14 protein-coding genes are annotated in these 16,998 nt (G+C 70.8%); all 14 read left to right on the top strand.

All coding sequences use genetic code 11. The features are described from left to right. Positions 1–8: 8 nt before the first annotated feature. The 14 genes from ACXJY8_RS08280 (at position 9) to bcsA (ending at position 16,988) form a co-directional block, all read left to right on the top strand. Positions 9–263: a CsbD family protein gene (locus tag ACXJY8_RS08280; protein ID WP_463773205.1), complete on the top strand. Its 255-nt coding sequence runs from the start codon at positions 9–11 to the stop codon at positions 261–263. Between the two features lie 125 nt (positions 264–388). After that, on the top strand, positions 389–892 hold the full coding sequence (locus tag ACXJY8_RS08275) for a CsbD family protein (protein WP_463773207.1): 504 nt from the start codon (positions 389–391) through the stop codon (positions 890–892). A gap of 218 nt (positions 893–1,110) precedes the next feature. Next, complete coding sequence (locus ACXJY8_RS08270) at positions 1,111–2,031, top strand: PhnA-like protein (RefSeq protein WP_463773211.1); 921 nt, start codon at positions 1,111–1,113, stop codon at positions 2,029–2,031. 85 nt (positions 2,032–2,116) lie between these two features. Continuing rightward, positions 2,117–2,497 carry a CsbD family protein gene (locus ACXJY8_RS08265; protein ID WP_463773215.1) on the top strand — a complete coding sequence of 127 codons (381 nt, stop codon included), beginning with the start codon at positions 2,117–2,119 and terminating at the stop codon, positions 2,495–2,497. Positions 2,498–2,711: 214 nt separating this feature from the next. After that, positions 2,712–3,146 carry a BA14K family protein gene (locus tag ACXJY8_RS08260; RefSeq protein ID WP_463778596.1) on the top strand — a complete coding sequence of 145 codons (435 nt, stop codon included), beginning with the start codon at positions 2,712–2,714 and terminating at the stop codon, positions 3,144–3,146. 73 nt (positions 3,147–3,219) lie between these two features. Then, entirely contained in the window at positions 3,220–4,629 is a 1,410-nt protein-coding gene (locus tag ACXJY8_RS08255) for a TAXI family TRAP transporter solute-binding subunit (protein ID WP_463778594.1), read from the top strand. A gap of 80 nt (positions 4,630–4,709) precedes the next feature. Continuing rightward, positions 4,710–5,195, top strand: a complete 486-nt coding sequence (locus tag ACXJY8_RS08250; protein ID WP_463778591.1) for a YidB family protein — start codon at positions 4,710–4,712, stop codon at positions 5,193–5,195. Between the two features lie 704 nt (positions 5,196–5,899). Then, positions 5,900–6,307, top strand: coding sequence for a hypothetical protein (locus ACXJY8_RS08245; RefSeq protein WP_463778588.1), 408 nt, complete (start codon positions 5,900–5,902; stop codon positions 6,305–6,307). A 213-nt stretch (positions 6,308–6,520) separates the two neighbouring features. Next, positions 6,521–7,138: a hypothetical protein gene (locus tag ACXJY8_RS08240; protein ID WP_463778585.1), complete on the top strand. Its 618-nt coding sequence runs from the start codon at positions 6,521–6,523 to the stop codon at positions 7,136–7,138. 422 nt (positions 7,139–7,560) lie between these two features. Further along, on the top strand, positions 7,561–8,397 hold the full coding sequence (locus ACXJY8_RS08235; RefSeq protein ID WP_463778582.1) for an alpha/beta fold hydrolase: 837 nt from the start codon (positions 7,561–7,563) through the stop codon (positions 8,395–8,397). Between the two features lie 79 nt (positions 8,398–8,476). Next, positions 8,477–10,135 (top strand): FAD-dependent oxidoreductase, encoded by a 1,659-nt coding sequence (locus ACXJY8_RS08230; protein ID WP_463778578.1) that lies wholly within the window; start codon positions 8,477–8,479, stop codon positions 10,133–10,135. A gap of 203 nt (positions 10,136–10,338) precedes the next feature. Then, positions 10,339–12,852 (top strand): response regulator, encoded by a 2,514-nt coding sequence (locus ACXJY8_RS08225; protein WP_463778575.1) that lies wholly within the window; start codon positions 10,339–10,341, stop codon positions 12,850–12,852. 674 nt (positions 12,853–13,526) lie between these two features. Then, entirely contained in the window at positions 13,527–14,276 is a 750-nt protein-coding gene (gene bcsS, locus ACXJY8_RS08220) for a cellulose biosynthesis protein BcsS (protein ID WP_463778572.1), read from the top strand. A 291-nt stretch (positions 14,277–14,567) separates the two neighbouring features. Continuing rightward, positions 14,568–16,988, top strand: coding sequence for a UDP-forming cellulose synthase catalytic subunit (gene bcsA, locus ACXJY8_RS08215; RefSeq protein WP_463778570.1), 2,421 nt, complete (start codon positions 14,568–14,570; stop codon positions 16,986–16,988). Positions 16,989–16,998 lie beyond the last annotated feature (10 nt).

Below are 16,998 nucleotides of genomic sequence, written 5' to 3'. Positions count from 1 at the left end.
GACCTGCCATGACCGCGATGAAGCCGCCCGCCTCCGCCGCTGCCGTGAAGGGCTCGGTCAAGGAAGCCCTCGGCAAGCTGATCGGCGACGGGTCGGTCGAGGCCGAGGGCCGCAGCGAGGCGCAAGGCTCCCCCGAGGGGCAAGGCGACCCCGAAGCGCGGGGGCAGCGCGAGGGCGCGTCCCCCGGGGACGAGGCCCGCAGGCCCGGGGCGGACAGGCCGCGCAGGGCCGACAAGCCGGCGACCCGGCCGGCCGGTCGCTAGCGGCGGGCCTCGCCCGACCCGCCCCGCCTCACCCCCGGCGCCCCCGCGCGTCTTCACCCCACCCCTTACCCACTCACCCACTCACCCCGGCCCGCCCCAGGCGCGGCCAACAAGGATCAGGCATCATGGTGGACACCAATCGGATCACGGGCGCGGCCCAGGAACTCGGCGGCAAGGTCCAGGGCGCGGTGGGCGACCTCACCGGCTCGAAGCGCGACTCCCTCGAGGGCCGGGCCCGCGAGGCGCAAGGGGCGGCCGAGAGCCTCTACGGCCAGGCCAAGGACGGGGTGCGCGAGGCCGCCGACACCGTCGCCGACACCGCCCGCGAGCTCGGCGGCAAGGTCCGCGACGCGGTCGGCCACCTGACCGGCTCGGGCGAGCTCGAGGAGCGGGCCCGCCGGGCGCAGGGCGCGGCCGGCGACACCTACGAGCGGGCCGAGCGGGCGGTGCGCCACGCCGCCGACGATGCCTACGACCAGGTCGGGGACGCCTATGCGGCCGGCCGGCGCTCCCTGCGCCAGGGCGGCCACGAGGTCGGCCACCAGGTCGCCGAGCATCCCGTGGCCGCGCTCCTGGTGGCCGGCCTCCTCGGCTACGGCCTCGGCCTGCTCATCCACGGCCGCGACTGAAGCCCCGGCCGCGGCGGCCTTCGCCGCGGCCGGGCGCCTTCGCAGCCGGGACTTCTTCGCAGCCGGGACTTCACGGCTGGAACTTCCACGGCCGGGACCCTGCCCGGCCGCCCCCTCACCCCCCCGACGACCTCACACCCCCGACTGACCCCTCGCCCCGACTGACCCCTCGAACGACCGAGCTTCTCGGACGACCGACGACCCGGAGTACCTGTCACGTGTCCACCTCCCCCCTTCTCGCCACCTCGACCCCCGGCGCCTCCGCCGACACCCGCACGGTCCTGCTCAACCAGGTCTCGTGGGGCGCCATCTTCGCGGGCGCCGTCACCGCGCTGGTGAGCCAGGTCATCCTCAACATGGTCGGCGTGGGCGTGGGCCTGTCCAGCGTCGGCGCGAACGCCGCCGACAACCCGGCCGCCGCGACGCTCTCGCTGGGCGCGGGGCTCTGGTTCGTGGGATCGGGCGTGGTCGCCTCGCTCGCCGGCGGGCTCATCGCCGGGCGCCTGTCGGGCAAGCCCGTCCCGGGTGCGGCCGGCCTGCACGGCCTCGTCTCCTGGGCGGTGACCACCCTGGTGGTGCTCTACCTGCTGACCTCGGCGGCCGGCGGGCTGATCGGGGGGGCCTTCTCGGGCGTGACCAGCACGCTGGGCGGGGCCGGCTCGCTGGTGGGCGGCACGGTGCAGACCGCCGCCCAGGCGGCCGCGCCGTCCCTGTCGAAGATCTCGAACCCCTTCGACGGCATCGAGCAGTCGGTGCGCCAGCAGGCGGCCGGCCAGGACCCGCAGGCGGCCAAGGACGCGGCGGTGGCCGCCATCCGGGCGCTGTTCACCGGTGACCCGGCCCAGAAGGCCCAGGCCGAGACCCGCGCGGCCGACGCCCTGGCCAAGGCGCAGGGCATCCCGGCCGACCAGGCCCGGGCGCAGATCCAGGACTACAAGAAGCAGTACGACGAGACCGTGGCCAGCGCCAAGCAGAAGGCCGAAGCGGCCGCGCTGGCGACCAAGTCGGCGGCGACCCAGGGGGCCTTCTACGGCGCGCTGGCGCTGATCCTGGGCGCGCTGGCCGGCTTCCTCGGCGGCCGCCTCGGCGCGCCGAAGCTCCACACCCTCGCCGCCGGCTACGACGCCCGCCGCGCCTGAGCCGACCCCCGGCCGGTCCCCCCGCGGGACCGGCCGGGTCCATCCACTTAGCCCCGGGGCCCGACCCCATCCCAGGAGACCTGCCATGAACCGCGACGAGTTCCGAGGCGCCGCGCGCCACCTCAAGGGCCGGGCCCAGACCGCCCTCGGCGGCCTCACGGGCGATCCGGCCCGCCAGGTGCGCGGGGCGGTCGACCAGGTGGCGGGCGGGGCCCAGTACGCCTACGGCCGGGCCCGCGACCGGGTCGAGGACTGGGCCGAGGACGGGCGCGACCGCGCCGGCGCGGCCCGGGATCGCGCCGGGTACCTGATCGCGGACGGGCGCGACCGCGCCCGCCAGGCCCGCGCGCGCGGCACCGCCTATGGCCGGCAGGCCGTCCGCTACGCCGACGACCACCGCGCCTCGGCCCTGCTCGGCCTGGCCGCCGTCGCCTTCGCCGTCGGATGGCTCGCCCGCCGTCCCTGAACTCCCTTTCAGGACTGCCCCTGCACGCCTCCGGGCCCTTGGAGAGACCCCATGATCCGCAAGCTTCTCACCGCGTTCCTGCTGCCCAAGCTCATCGCCTATGCCAGCCGTCGCTTCGGCGGTCGCGCCGCGGCTCCCCCGCGCCGCCGGGGCTGAGCCCGATCGCACCCGGGGGGACGCCCCCGGGTCCACCGCCGAAGTCCGAGGATTCCCGATGAAGCTGATCTTCGCCCTCGCCGCCACCCTGGCGGCCTCCCTGCTGAGCCTGCCCGCCACGGCCGCCCCGACGGAGCAGGGCGCAGCCGCCGCCCTCGTCCGAGGCGACCTGCCCACGGATTACGTCCAATATCGCCGGTTCGGCCATCGTCACGGCTGGCGCGGCGGGCGCGGTTACCATCGCGGCTACGGCTATCGCCGCGGCTATGGCTATCGTCGCGGTCCGGGTGTCGGCGCGGCCGTCGGAGCCGGCGTGGCTGGTCTCGCCGCCGGCGCGATCATCGGTGGCGCCATCGCGAACTCGCAGGCCCAGGCCGCGCCGCGCGGGGTGCCGGCCGAGGCCGTCGCCGCCTGCGCCCGGCGCTTCCGCTCCTACGACGCGAGCAGCGGCACCTATCTCGGCAACGACGGCGAACGGCATTCCTGTCCGTAGGGATTCGGATGGCCGGCGCGCAGGACGCAGCGGGGCCGCGTGCCCCGCTCCAGGAGGGAGCGAACGACCATCGATGAAGTTCGCCAAGGTCCTCCTGCGGCCGGAGCTCGTGTTCCTGCTGCTCACCGTCCTCCTCGGTCTCGCGGCGGGGGCGGCCTATTGGGTCTCCCGCGCCACGGTGCTGACGGTGGCGGTGGCGCCCCGGGACGGGACCGAGCCGGCCCTGATCCAGGCCTATGCCGACGCGCTCGCCAAGCGCCACAAGGAGATCCGGCTCAAGGTCCTGGCCCTGGACGACGTGCGCGACAGCGCCGCCGCCCTGCAGGAGGGACGGGCGGACCTCGCCGTGGTACGTCCCGACGTCGACCTGCCCGACAACGGCCTGACCCTCGCGATCCTGCGCGACCAGGCGATGATCATCGCCTCGCCGGAAGGCTCCGGGCTGACCCGGTTCCCACAGCTCGATCGCAAGCGCCTCGCCATCCTGGCCCACCGCGATGCCGACCAGGCCCTGATCAAGGCCATGGTGGAGCATTACGGTCTGACCCTCCTCGACAAGGAGCCCGACGGTCCGGTGCCGCCGCGCCACGTGGCGCTGGTGGAGATGACGGAGGCGGAGCTCGCCGGCGCCTTCACCCGCAAGCGGATCGACGCGGTGGTCTCGGTGATCGCCCCGACCTCACCCACCGCCCAGCGTATCGTCGGCATCGTCCAGGGCGTCAGCCGGACCGGAAAGGTCGCCTTCGTCGACGTGGAGAACGCCGACGCCATCATCGCGCGCCTGCCGCGCCTCCAGGCCGTGACGATGCCGGCCGAGACCTTCGGCGGCAGCCCGAAGGTGCCGGCCGAGGATGTCCATACCGTGGGCGCCTCCTATCGTCTGATGGCCCGCACCAGCCTGTCCCGCCCGGTCGCGGCCGACGTGACCCAGCACCTGTTCGAGATGCGCAGCGGGATGGCCAACGTGACACCTGCGGCCGACTACGTGCAGGCGCCGAGCTACGACAGCACGGCCGGGGCGACGAGTGCGCGGCTCCCCATTCACCCCGGCGCCGTGGATTTCTTCGAGCGTGAGCAACAGGGCTTCGTCGAGCGCTACGAGACCTGGATCTACCTCGTCGCCTTCCTCGGCGGCGGCATCGGCTCGGCCGTCGCCTGGGTCGGGCAGCGCCTGTCGCGCCTGCGTCGCGAGCGCATCGAGGAGGCGACCGACCGCCTGCTGGAGATTCGGCAGGAGGCGCAGGACAGCGCCGACGCGCCGCGCCTGGAGCAGCTCGCCCGCGAGATCGACGACCTCGCCGGCGACATCGCCAAGCACGCCCTCGAACGCCCGACCGAGGCCCGCACCATGTCGGCGGCGGCCATCGCCATCGACGCCGCCCGCTCCACGGTCAAGCGCACCATCGCCGCCAGCCAGTATGCCGCCGAATCGAGCGATCTGGCCGGGCGCACCACATCGACGGAGGCCGCCGCGGCAGGCTGACGACGAGAGCCCGGGCAGGTGCCTGTCCGGACCCCTTCCACCCCCAACACCCATCCACCCCCCACCCACGGAGACGAACGATGAGCAAGGGCTATCCCTCGATGACCGCGCTGCTGGGCCTGCTGGCCGTGGCCGGCTACCAGAACCGCGACAAGCTCGCCGAGCTGCTGAAGGGCCATGAAACCGTCCCGACGCGCGGCACCGTCCCGCCGATCCCGAACACGTCGGCGACTGGCGGCACCTCCGGCGGCGGCCTCGGCAGCCTGGCCGGTCTCCTCGGCGGCGTCGGGACGGCGGGCGTCGGCGGCCTGATCGCCAGCGGCCTCAGCGAACTCGTCGACCACTTCACCAAGAGCGGCCACGGCGAGACGGCGACGTCCTGGGTCAGCCACGGACCCAACCGGGACATCCCCGAGGCGGACCTCGAGCGCGCCATCGGCTCGGACACCCTCGACCACCTCACCCAGCAGACCGGCCTGAGCCGGTCGGCCCTGCTGGCGCGCCTCTCCCGCGAGTTGCCCTCGGCCATCGACCGCTACGCCGCCGACGGCCGCCGTCCGGCCTGACCCGGCCCGCGTCAGGCGACTCGCCCGTGGGCGCGTGCGTAAAGGATCGCGCGCGCCCACGTGAATGTCCGGAAGGAGACATCGAAACCATGTCCAAGTTCATGAAGACGGTCACGTACCTCGCGGCAGCCGCAGCCCTGCTCACGCTGATCTTCGTGGTGTTCCAATCCACGAGCATGCTGGCCAATTCCTGAACCCCGCCCAGTGGGGTCGCGATACGACACGTGGAGAGTTCAGACCCGGCGGCGCGTTTCGCGTCCGGATGGTCCATCGACATTCGTTGCGACCTCGAATTCCTGCGATGAATTGGCACTTGTCGCGCAAGTGAAGGAACGGTCCTGCTCTGATCCGGTTCTTGGCATCCCAAGTCGGAGCCCGGAACAGACATGCGCAACTTGGCCTCTGCAGCCTCGATCTTCAGGAAGCGCCTCAAGGCTGAGCTTCCGCCGATCAAGACATCGCGACCGCCGCAAGCCCGTTCTCTGCAGGGCCCGAATGACGTTCCCGTCTATCCGGTCGGCCAGAGCTATATCTGGGGCGCTCCAGCCCCGGCCTCGCATGGTTTCGCCCCCGCTATAGGCTACGATGCCTATCTTGGTGGAAACGGCTACTGACCCTGTGACGTGTTGAACCATGGCCGGGGCCGGAACGTGCCGGGCGCCAGGCTGTTATGAGGCTACATCCCACACGATAGGAGAGATCGAATGCGCAAGCTCGCACTTGCTTCGACGGCCCTGCTCGGACTCGGCCTGCTGGCATCGGCACCCGCCGAGGCCCGCGGCTGGGGCTATGGCGGCGGCTACGGCCATGGTGGTTACGGCTACGGCGGCGGCTATCGCGGCGTCGGCTTCCGCGGCGGCCACGGTGGATACCGGGGTTACGGCGGCTACGGCCGTGGCTATGGATATCGTCGCGGCATCGGGCCCGGCGCTGCGATCGGCCTCGGCATCGCGGGCCTCGCGGCCGGGGCCATCGTGGCGAACAGCTACGGCGGTTACGGGTACGGCTACGGGCGCCCGGTCGGCTATTACGGCGGCTACGGCTATGCGCCTGCCTACGGTTATGGCGGCGGCTACGGTTACGGCTACCCGGCCTACGGGTACGGCTACTAATCGGGCACCATCGGCAACCGGCGTTCCGCCGTTGACTTGACGTCCTGAGACACCGATGCGCCCGGAGAAGATCCGGACGCATCGGTCGTTTATTTTCGAGCTTCTACATTTCACTCTACGCTTTAAACACAATCCTTAAATTAAACGTGATGATTCTATAGTGAACTTATATTTGATCTAGTCGTTGACGGGGGCATTTCAGCGAGGAATCCCATGTCACGTCTCAAGACGATCAGCTGCACCGCCGCATTCTCCCTCCTCGGTCTCGTGAGCACGGCCGCCTTCGCGCAGGAGGGTGGTCCCTGCAGCGATGACATCGCCAAGCTCAAGCGCGAGCTCGGAACCCAGGTCGGCATGGGTGCGCCCGTATCGCAGCCGGATACCGGACAGCAGAAGGGCCCGAGCGCAGCCTCGGCCGACCAGGCCGGCGGCACCACGGGCGGCACCGCCAAGATCGGAAGCTCGGAGACGGACAAGTCGCAGCAGGGCGGCGCGTCCCGCGAGACCGGCGGCTCCCCGGGGACGGTGGGTGGTGTCGCAGGCCCCGTCGCCGCGGCCGCCGGGAAAGGCCCGGCGAATTCGGTCGCGACCGGCCAGATCGCGACGTCGCCGGCAGATGTCCGCGCTCAGTCCGAGAACAAGCCCACCGCGGCGGCCGAGGCCTCCAAGGGCGGTGAGGCCTCCGCCTCTGCGAGCCTCTCGTCCGAGGACAAGGTCTCGCAGGCCAAGTCCGCCCTCCAGCGCGCGACCGATCTCAACGCCAAGGGCGATGCCTCCTGCCGCGATGCGGTCCAGCAGGCCCGGTCGCTGATGCCGCAGCAGGGTCGCTGATCGTCCGACCGAGACAGCCGGCATCCGCTGCGAAGGCAGCCCACCGGCAAAGACAGTCCTTTAGCGAAGACATCCCCACCGACGGCGCGTTCCGATCCACGGTTCGCGCCGTCGGCTTGTCCGTGACGCCTCCTGCCGGCCCGTCGCGCCGATCGCCCTGGCGGCGCGGCCCGAGCGAGTCGTCCGCGCAGGGGCACCTTCGTCCAGGCCACAGCCCGAGGGACGTCCAGCCGGTCCGGCGACCGGGCGCCGTCGCAGTCATCGCTCGACCAGCGGCCTTCGGCACCCCGTCGAACGTCGGCGCACGGACGGACCACGGAAGCATTAATCCCGAAATCACGCGCCAGGATGCTTGGTCAACGCAGGTTCGGTCCGCAATTTGCTGCAAAGATGTCCCTTAATCTCCGATCGGGGCCAGCGCGATGACCTATGTGACCACCAAGGATGGCGTCGAGATCTTCTTCAAGGACTGGGGTCCCAAGGATGCCCAGCCGATCATGTTCCATCACGGCTGGCCGCTCTCGTCCGACGACTGGGACGCGCAGCTGCTGTTCTTCCTGCAGCACGGCTACCGCGTCGTCGCCCATGACCGGCGCGGCCACGGTCGCTCGGCCCAGGTCGATGGCGGCCACGACATGGACCACTACGCCGCCGATGCCTTCGCGGTGGTGGAGGCACTGGATCTGCGCAACGCCGTGCATATCGGCCATTCCACCGGCGGGGGCGAGGTCGCCCGCTACGTGGCGCGGCACGGCGAGCCGGCCGGGCGCGTCGCCAAGGCGGTGCTGGTCTCGGCGGTACCGCCCCTGATGCTGAAGACAGACGCCAATCCGGAGGGCCTGCCGCGCGACGTCTTCGACGGCTTCCGCGCGGCCACCGCCGGCAACCGCGCGCAATTCTTTCTCGATGTCGCGAGCGGCCCGTTCTACGGCTTCAACCGCGACGGTGCGAAGGCCCTGCCCGGGGTGGTCCAGAACTGGTGGCGTCAGGGCATGATGGGCAGTGCCAAGGCCCATTACGAGGGGATCAAGGCCTTCTCGGAAACGGACCAGACCGAGGATCTCAGGGCCATCGGCGTCCCGACCCTGGTCCTGCACGGGGATGACGACCAGATCGTGCCGATCGCCGATGCGGCGCTGAAATCGATCAAGCTGCTCCGGAACGGAACGATCAAGACCTATCCGGGCTACCCGCACGGCATGCTCACGGTGAACGCGGAGGTCCTGAACGCCGATCTGCTCGCCTTCGTGCGAGGCTGATTCCGAACGCGGCGGCCTCGGCGCCCGAGGCCGCCGGCCGTATCATCGGCCGGCACGGCGTCAAACGGAAAGGTCCGACATGACCGATACATCCCTCGCGGCGGAGACCGACGGCGACGCGCGCGCGGCGCAGACCTTTCCGCGCTTCGACGACGAGATGGCTCAGCGGGTCGCCGGCTACGGCCGGGAGGAGACCCTGCCGGCCGGGACGCTGATCTTCGCGCGCGGCCAGCGGCGGGTGGATTTCTTCCTCGTCCGCTCCGGGCGGATCGAGATGTTCGAGACCGACCGCGCCGGGCAGACGAACGTCTTCACCGTGCATACGGAGGGTCAGTTCACCGGCGAACTGGACCTGTTCAACGACCGCGAGATCCTGGTCTCGGGCCGCACCGCCGTCGACACGCGCGTGGTCCGGATCGACCGGGCCGCCTTCCGTCGGCTGGTGACCGCAGAGCCCGATATCGGCGAGATCGTCATGCGGGCCTTCATCCTGCGCCGGGTCGGGCTGATCCAGCACGGGCGCGGCGGGGTCGTGCTGATCGGCCTCGGCCACCAGCGCGAGACCCTGCGCCTGGAACGCTTCCTCGTCCGGAACGCCTATCCGCACCGCATCCTCGACATCGCCCTCGACGGCGAGGCGCGCAGCGCGCTCGACGGTTTCGGTCTGACGGAGGCGGACCTGCCGGTGGTACTCGCGCCGGGCGAAGCGGTCCTGCGCAACCCGAGCAACGCCGTGCTGGCGGATGCCCTCGGGCTGACGGAGACCATCGATCCGGGACGCGTCTACGACGTCGCGGTGATCGGCGCCGGGCCGGCGGGCCTTGCCGCCGCGGTCTACGCCGCCTCCGAAGGGCTCGAGACCATCGTGGTTGAGGGCTTGGCGCCCGGCGGGCAGGCGGGCACCTCCTCGAAGATCGAGAACTACCTCGGCTTCCCGACCGGCATCTCCGGCCAGGCCCTGGCCGGCCGGGCGCAGGTCCAGGCCCAGAAGTTCGGGGCGCGGCTCGCGATCTCCCGCATGGCGACCGGACTCGACTGCCACGGCCCGGGGTTCCGGGTGCTCCTGGAAGATGGCACGGCGATCCCCGCCCGCGCGGTCGTCGCCGCCACCGGCGCCCGCTACCGGCGGCTCGACCTGCCGCGCTACGCGCATTTCGAGGGGCAGGGCATCCACTACGCCGCCACCGCCATGGAGGCGCAGTTCTGCACCGACGAAGAGGTGGTCGTGGTCGGCGGCGGGAATTCGGCCGGCCAGGCCGCGATGTTCCTGTCCCGCACCGTGGCCCACCTCCATCTCCTGGTGCGGGCCGACGGCCTCGCCGCGACGATGTCCGACTATCTCGTGCGCCGGATCGCCGCCTCGCCGCGCATCACGCTGCATGCCCGGACCGAGATCACCGCGTTCCACGGCGACGACACGCTGACGGCGGTGACCTGGGCCGACCGGTCCAGCGGCCTGAGCGAGACCCGGAGCGTCAAGAACGTCTTCATGATGATCGGCGCCGTGCCGAATACCGGCTGGCTCGCCGACTGCCTAGCCCTCGATCCGAAGGGGTTCGTCCCGACCGGCCTCCAGCGGGACGGAACGCCGGCCCCGTCGCCCTACGCCACAGCCGTCCCGGGACTCTACGCCGTCGGCGATGTCCGCGCGGGTTCGGTCAAGCGGGTCGCTTCCGGGGTGGGCGAGGGCTCGGTGGTCGTCCAGGCGGTGCACGGCTACCTGAATCGAGATCCCTGATCGCTTCGCCCGGCGGCCCGGCCTCGGGCGCGACAGCGTCCGCCGGCCTCGCCAACGCCTCGAGGCCGGACGGGCCCCGGGGACCCGGCCCACGGAGGTTAAAGGAAAATTAACCGTCCTGCCCACAGACGTGACGAGACCCGTCCGTTTTGTGTCGCGTTCCGGGACATGCAAGCAGCAGAGCGATCAGCGACATGTTGGGAATGGATCGCGTTTCTCTGAAGGCCATAGCGGCCTTTCAGGCTGGCACCGTCGCCGTGCTCAGCGCCGCGGTGGTCTGGGGCAGCCTCGCGCTGACGGGGGCTCCGCGCGGGTCCGGGTCCGACGCCACGCAGCTCCGCCGCACCTCCGAGGCCTTCGCGGGCGCCCTCGACCGCGGCCTCTTCGAGGTCTCTCAGGATCTGCGCACCGCGGCCGTCGCGCTGCGCCAGACCGGCACCGGCCTGATGGACGCGGACCCCCAGGCCGTGCTGCGCGCCTGGGCCGACCTGCGCCCGGCCTATGCCGACATCCTCCTCGTCGGCGCGAACGGGCGCATCCGGGCCGCCGGCCGCGAAGACATGATCGGCCGCGACGTCTCGGGACAGCCCTGGTACGCCAGCGCACGCAACGCGTCCGCGACCGTCGTCACGGCCGCCGCGACCCCGCGCGACCCCGTCCCCTTCGAGGTCTCGATTCCCGTCGCCGGGTCCGGCTCCCGCAACACCGAGTACCTCGTCGCCCGTCTTGCCGACACCTGGCTCGGCGACCTCCGCAGCGGAATCCTGCGCGCGCGGCCCGCCTCGGACTCCACCCTCGCCCTCACCGTGCTGGCGCCCGACGGACGCGCGCTCGTCAGCGCCGGCGGACAGCCGGCCGCCGACGGCGGCCCCCGCAACGTCGAGCACGCGACCCCGAGCGCCGGCTACGGCGACCTCGGGCCCTCGGGCTGGCTCGCGGTCGCCCGCGCGGCCGAGCCGCGCGGCACCGCGATCGGCCTGCCGGACCCGCGCCTCTGCGCGCTCTGGCTCGCCACCGCCCTGCTGGCGGCCGGCCTCGCCTACGCCATCACCGGTCGCCTGACGCGACGCCTGACCAGGATCATGGAATCGGACGGTGAGGCGAGCGTGCCGTCGCGCATCGCCGAGTTCCGCGCGGGGGCCGAGCACCTCGTCACCCGTGAGCGCGCCCGCGGCCGTGCTCTGCAGGAGGCGCGCACCGCCCTGGCGCGGGTGCGCGAGCGCCTGCGCACCTTCGAGGCGATGTCGGGCTGGACTTACTGGGAGATCGACACCGAGGCAGGCAACGTGACCTGGGTGGATTCCACCGCCCCCGGCCTCGCCACCACCGACCGCGCGGTCGCACTGACCGACCTCACGAACGGGATCAAGCCGCAGGATCGCGACCTGATGCGGTTCACCATGCAGGCCGCCCTGGACGGGGAGGGCCCGCACGACGTGGTGCTGCGCCGGGCGGAATCGACGGACGGCCAGGAGGCGCGCCGCCTCCTCGTCCGCTTCATCCGCGGCAGCGCGGCGGTCTCCACGCCCGGCGCGGCCCGCCTCCATGCCCTGAGCCGCGAGATCCCGGCGGGACTGGCCACCGGTGAGACCGGGTCGCCGGACGGCTCGGAAACGGTCGACGCCAGGGCCAAGGCGCCGGAGCGGCGCGGCGAGGGCATGCTGCGTCAGGTCATCGACGGCGTCGTCGACGACTTCAACAACCTGCTCACCGTCATCAGCGGCAACCTCGGGACCCTGAGGCGCCGCAACGGTCTCAACCCGGAGCAGATGCGCCTGATCGAGGCGGCCCTGGCCGGTGCCCAGCGAGGTTCGAGTCTGACCCGGCGCCTGGTCCGCTTCGTGCGCCGGGACGATTCCACCCTGCAGGAGACGGAGATCGGGACCGCCCTGACGGCGTTCGCGCCGTTCCTCAGCGCCAACGTGCTGAACCAGGCCGCCATCAAGATCCGGGTCCGTCCCGGTCTCGCCCGCGCCCTGTGCAGCGAGGGCCTGCTCGAGGCCGTGCTGCTGAACCTCGCCTTCCACGTCCGCGATCTCGGCTCCGAAGGCTTCGCGATCGGCGCCGACGAGCGGGTGCTGACGGAGGAGGATGGAATCGCCCTGCGGCCGGGTCGCTACGTGCGCCTCGTGCTGGCCAGCGGTACGCCCGGGCGGGTCACCCCCCTGGCGACGCCGCCCGGGGAAGAGCGCTCCACGGCCGCAGTGGCCAGCCTCCTCAGCGGCATCGGCGGCGGCTTCCGCCTCGTGGCGGACGGACGCGGCGAATCCGCCTTCCTGGCCGAGATCTGGATCCCCGCCGGCGAGGCGCCGGCCGAGGCCGGACACGAGGAGACGGCGCCGGCCCAGCCGCGCCTGCATGTCCTCCTCGTCGACAGCGACACCCTGGTCCGCGAGAGCTTCGCCGAGGCGCTCTCCGATCTCGGTCACCATGTCACCCAGGCCGGCTCCGCCGAGCATGCCCTGGCGCTCCTCGACGCGCCGGAGGGGTTCGACGTCATGATCGCCGATCAGCGCATGCCGGTGATGAGCGGGCTGCAACTGGCCGCCACCGTGGTGCAGCACCATCCCGGCATCCGCATCGTCCTCGCCGGTCCGCAGGGGCACTTGCCGGAGAGCGCCCGGGCGTTCCTGCAGATCGACAAGCCGTTCCGCTACGGCGACCTCGCCGCCGTGATGCGCCGGGCCGCCCGCGATCCCGCCGCCAAGGCGGCCTGAGGCCACCGCCCACGACAGGTGCTCCGGGTCCCGGCACGGGAACCGGAGCACCTGTCGTCCGGCGGGCGAAGGTTCGGGCACGTCAGTCCGGCCTCGTGATCGACCGCGCGATCCGCAGGCGCCCCGGCCGCGACGCGTGGGTCCCGACATGCGCATCGGTCCACCTGCGCCCCCTGGCCTGCGCTCCCTGGTTGGAGCCATCCACAGCGCCATCCTCTGAAAAGTTGGTCCCGCATCGGCGGCGATCGCACCGACGCGAACCGACGGTTCCAGGCACTAGCGATCCCGATTCGACGGCGCTCCAGCGCAATGAATCCGCCGCAGATCCGATTCGTCCCGCCAGCCGGTCGTATGATTCGACAAACCCGTGGCCGAACTCCGCCGCGATGCTGTGACGATAGCCTTGGGAAGACTCATACGAATAGCCGAACTCTTGGGCAGTTGCTCATCGAACGAACATCGTGATCAGCAATTCAAAGATCATCCATCACCGCCGATCATCGCGCATGTTGCCCGCAAACCCGCCTATGGGCTCAGCGACTTGAGATATGCAGCTTTCGTGATCGCGTTAAGATTTGATTAACCCCGAAGGTCGATGAATTACCGCGAGCGGACGCCGTCGATCTCCATCGCATCGCGCGCGAATGCCTCAACGGAACGGATCGCCCGCATCGATGTCGCGCATCGCCCTTCTCACCTCGACCCTGCCTCTGGTCCTGGGCCTGTCCCACGCGGCCATGGCCGCGGACTGGTACACCGGCGCGGAACCGGTGATCCTGGACGAGAACTGGACGGTGGCGGTCGACGCCTCGGTGGCGGTCACGTCCAACAGCTCCGCCTTCGGCTCCGTCACCGGGACGATCGCCACGGAGGGCACGCTCCTGGAGAGCGGCCCACGCCTGCGCGTCGAGGGCGTCGCCGGCACCTACAGCTATCCCGGGCAGCGGGTGGGGCAGCGGGTGACGGGCTACCAGCAGGAAGGGGCGCTGTCGGGCGGCTACGAGTGGATCTGGCGCGACGCGGCTCTGGCGGGCTTCGTCGGGTTCAACGTCCGCAGCAACCAGCTGTCGATCCTTGATCCGGGCAACCCCGTGGTCGGAACCGGCGTCGGCGCCAAGTTCGCGGCCAACTTCTATGCCCGGCCGACCGAGAACACGATGGTCTCGGCCTACGGCTCGTACTCGACGCAGTTCAACGCCTACTACTCGCGCTTCCGGGTCGGCTACATGGTCGCCGACGGGGTCTATGTCGGCCCCGAAGCGATGTTTCTCGGCGATAACTTCTTCAACCAATACCGTATCGGCGGACACCTGACAGGCTTTTCCTTCGGCCCGATCAAGATGGCTGTCGGTGTCGGCTACGTGAAGGATCGCATTCAGGGCAGCGGATACTACTCGACCGTCGAAGCGAGAACCGCGTTCTAGCCGTGCCTTCAGACCTCGTTAGGAATGATTCGGTGCGTGCCAGTTGAGTTTTTTCATATGTGCCATCTTACAACAGTTGAGCGCATTCAATCCCGGAAATGCGCAAATCCCGCGACGCGTGGCCCGGATTCTCTTGGCAGGCAAATCGCTCAGGTGTTTCAAGGTTTTTGCGCCGTCCCGTTCCCGCGCAGGTTGCTGCCCTGAAGGCCCTCCGGGCGCAGGGCGGCCCTGGAGGAACCCGGGCGACGCGGATTGCGGAAGGGCAGGGTCGTGGCAAGTGCATTTCGTTGGGTGGCCTGGATCACGTCGGCCGCTGCGATCCTGGTCCTGCTGAGCCAGCCCGTCAGCACGCAGGACCAGCTGGTCATGAGCCTCTGCGCCATGGCGGCCATGGTGGTGCTGTGGGTGTTCTTCGACAACCAGCCGGCGCGCTTCGTCTTCCTGGCCTTGGGCAGCCTCGTCGTGCTGCGCTACATGTTCTGGCGCGTAACGAACACGCTGCCCTCGGTCAGTGATCCGGTCAGCTTCGGCTTCGGCCTTCTCCTGCTCCTGGGCGAACTCTACTGCGTCTTCATCCTGTTCGTCAGCCTGACGATCAACGCCGATCCACTGCGGCGTACCTCCCCGCCGATGGCCACCGCCGACGATCCGGAAGCCTTCGACGCGCTGCCCACCGTCGACATCTTCGTCCCGAGCTACAACGAGGATGCGAGCATCCTCTCGGTGACCCTCGCGGCCGCCCGCCTGATCGACTACCCCGCCGACAAGCTGACGGTGTGGCTGCTCGACGACGGCGGCACCGACCAGAAATGCGCCGATCCCGACCCGGTGAAGGCCCAGGGCGCGATGCGGCGGCGCATGGAGCTCCAGGCCCTGGCGGCCTCTCTCGGCGTCGAATACCGCACCCGCTCCCGCAACCAGCACGCCAAGGCGGGCAACCTGAACAACGGCCTCAAGCATTCGCACGGCGAGATCGTCGTGGTGCTGGATGCCGACCACGTGCCGTTCCGGTCCTTCCTGCGCGACACGATCGGCTACTTCGCCCAGGACCCGCGCCTGTTCCTGGTGCAGACGCCGCACGCCTTCCTGAATCCCGACCCGATCGAGCGCAACCTGCGCACCTTCGACCGCATGCCCTCCGAGAACGAGATGTTCTATTCGGTGACGCAGCGCGGCCTCGACAAGTGGAACGGCTCGTTCTTCTGCGGCTCGGCCGCGCTCCTGCGCCGGCGCGCCCTCGACGAGGCGGGCGGCTTCTCCGGCGTCACCATCACGGAGGATTGCGAGACCGCCTTCGAGCTGCATTCGCGCGGCTGGAACAGCATCTACGTCGACAAGCCGCTGATCGCCGGCCTGCAGCCCGAGACCCTGGAGGCCTTCATCGGCCAGCGCTCGCGCTGGTGCCAGGGCATGTTCCAGATCCTTCTCCTGAAGAACCCGCTGTTCAAGCGCGGCCTGCATACGATCCAGAAGGTCGCCTACCTGTCGAGCATGACGTTCTGGTTCTTCCCCGTGCCGCGGCTGATCTTCATGTTCTCGCCGCTGCTGCACATCTTCTTCGACCTGAAGATCTTCGTCGCGAGCGTGGACGAGTCCATCGCCTATACGGCGACCTACATCGTCATCAACCTGATGATGCAGAACTACGTCTACGGAAAGTTCCGCTGGCCGTTCGTCTCCGAGCTCTACGAGTACGTCCAGGGCCTGTTCCTGTTCCGCGCCATCACCTCGGTCATCGTCTCGCCCCGGCGGCCGACCTTCAACGTCACCGCCAAGGGCACCACCCTGGAGCAGGACCACCTCTCGGCCCTGGCCTGGCCGTTCTTCGCCGTCTACGGCCTGCTGATGCTCGGCTGCGCCACGGCGCTCTACCGCTACCTGTTCGAGCCCGGCGTCACCAACCTGATGCTCGTCGTCGGCCTGTGGAACTTCTTCAACCTGCTCATGGCCGGCGCCGCCCTCGGCGTGGTGGCCGAGCGGCGCGTCACCGAGGCGAGCCCCTCCCTGGCGATCAACCGGCAGGGCCGGATGATGCTGGCCGGCCGCGCCCTCGACGTCGCCGTGGACCGGGCCTCGGCCCTCGGCTGCACCGTCCGGTTCGGGGCCGACGCCCTGCCGTTCGGCACCGGCAGCACCTACCGCACCGGCCAGCTCACGGTGCAGCCGATCGACGGCGCCCCCGCCGGCGGCGCGCTGCCGTTCGAGGTCGGGACGATCGCCCACGCGGGTGACGACGTGGTGGTGACCCTGCGCTTCCAGCCCCTCGACGCCCAGGGCTATGCCGGCCTCGCGAGCCTGATGTACGGCGATGCCGGCGCGCTGCTGCGCTTCCAGCAGGGACGCCGCCGGCACAAGAACCTGGTCTCGGGCACGCTGCAGCTGATCTGGTGGGGCCTGGCCGAGCCGTTCCGCGCCTTCAGCTACCTGTTCAAGCCGCGTCCGCAGGCGGCCGCCGCCCCCACCACCGACACCGCCCTTCCGCGCACGGTCCCGCGCGCGCCGCTCCTGCCCGGCGGCAACCCCGGCGGTGCCGAGGCCGCCCGGCCGCGTCCGGCCGACAATCCCCTGCCGGCCCGGGCGAGCTTCGCGCGCAGCAACGACGCCGAGCCGGGCACCGACTGGGTCCGCCTGATGCTGGAATTCGAGAACGATCGCCTGCTCGGCGGTGCGGCGGGCGGTGGGCGCGGCGCCGACCTCCACGCCCGGTCGTGAGGGAGGCTCG

This window comes from Methylobacterium sp. TK31 (genome assembly GCF_055361545.1).
The sequence above is the reverse complement of the archived record's forward strand: the minus strand, read 5'-3'. Positions and strand labels throughout refer to the sequence as shown.

Coding starts and splice junctions, on each gene's coding strand:
- ACXJY8_RS08280 (WP_463773205.1), top strand. CDS start 9: ATGACCGCGATGAAGCCGCCCGCCTCCGCCGCTGCCGTGAAGGGCTCG.
- ACXJY8_RS08275 (WP_463773207.1), top strand. CDS start 389: ATGGTGGACACCAATCGGATCACGGGCGCGGCCCAGGAACTCGGCGGC.
- ACXJY8_RS08265 (WP_463773215.1), top strand. CDS start 2,117: ATGAACCGCGACGAGTTCCGAGGCGCCGCGCGCCACCTCAAGGGCCGG.
- ACXJY8_RS08260 (WP_463778596.1), top strand. CDS start 2,712: ATGAAGCTGATCTTCGCCCTCGCCGCCACCCTGGCGGCCTCCCTGCTG.
- ACXJY8_RS08255 (WP_463778594.1), top strand. CDS start 3,220: ATGAAGTTCGCCAAGGTCCTCCTGCGGCCGGAGCTCGTGTTCCTGCTG.
- ACXJY8_RS08250 (WP_463778591.1), top strand. CDS start 4,710: ATGAGCAAGGGCTATCCCTCGATGACCGCGCTGCTGGGCCTGCTGGCC.
- ACXJY8_RS08245 (WP_463778588.1), top strand. CDS start 5,900: ATGCGCAAGCTCGCACTTGCTTCGACGGCCCTGCTCGGACTCGGCCTG.
- ACXJY8_RS08240 (WP_463778585.1), top strand. CDS start 6,521: ATGTCACGTCTCAAGACGATCAGCTGCACCGCCGCATTCTCCCTCCTC.
- ACXJY8_RS08235 (WP_463778582.1), top strand. CDS start 7,561: ATGACCTATGTGACCACCAAGGATGGCGTCGAGATCTTCTTCAAGGAC.
- ACXJY8_RS08230 (WP_463778578.1), top strand. CDS start 8,477: ATGACCGATACATCCCTCGCGGCGGAGACCGACGGCGACGCGCGCGCG.
- ACXJY8_RS08225 (WP_463778575.1), top strand. CDS start 10,339: ATGGATCGCGTTTCTCTGAAGGCCATAGCGGCCTTTCAGGCTGGCACC.
- bcsS (WP_463778572.1), top strand. CDS start 13,527: ATGTCGCGCATCGCCCTTCTCACCTCGACCCTGCCTCTGGTCCTGGGC.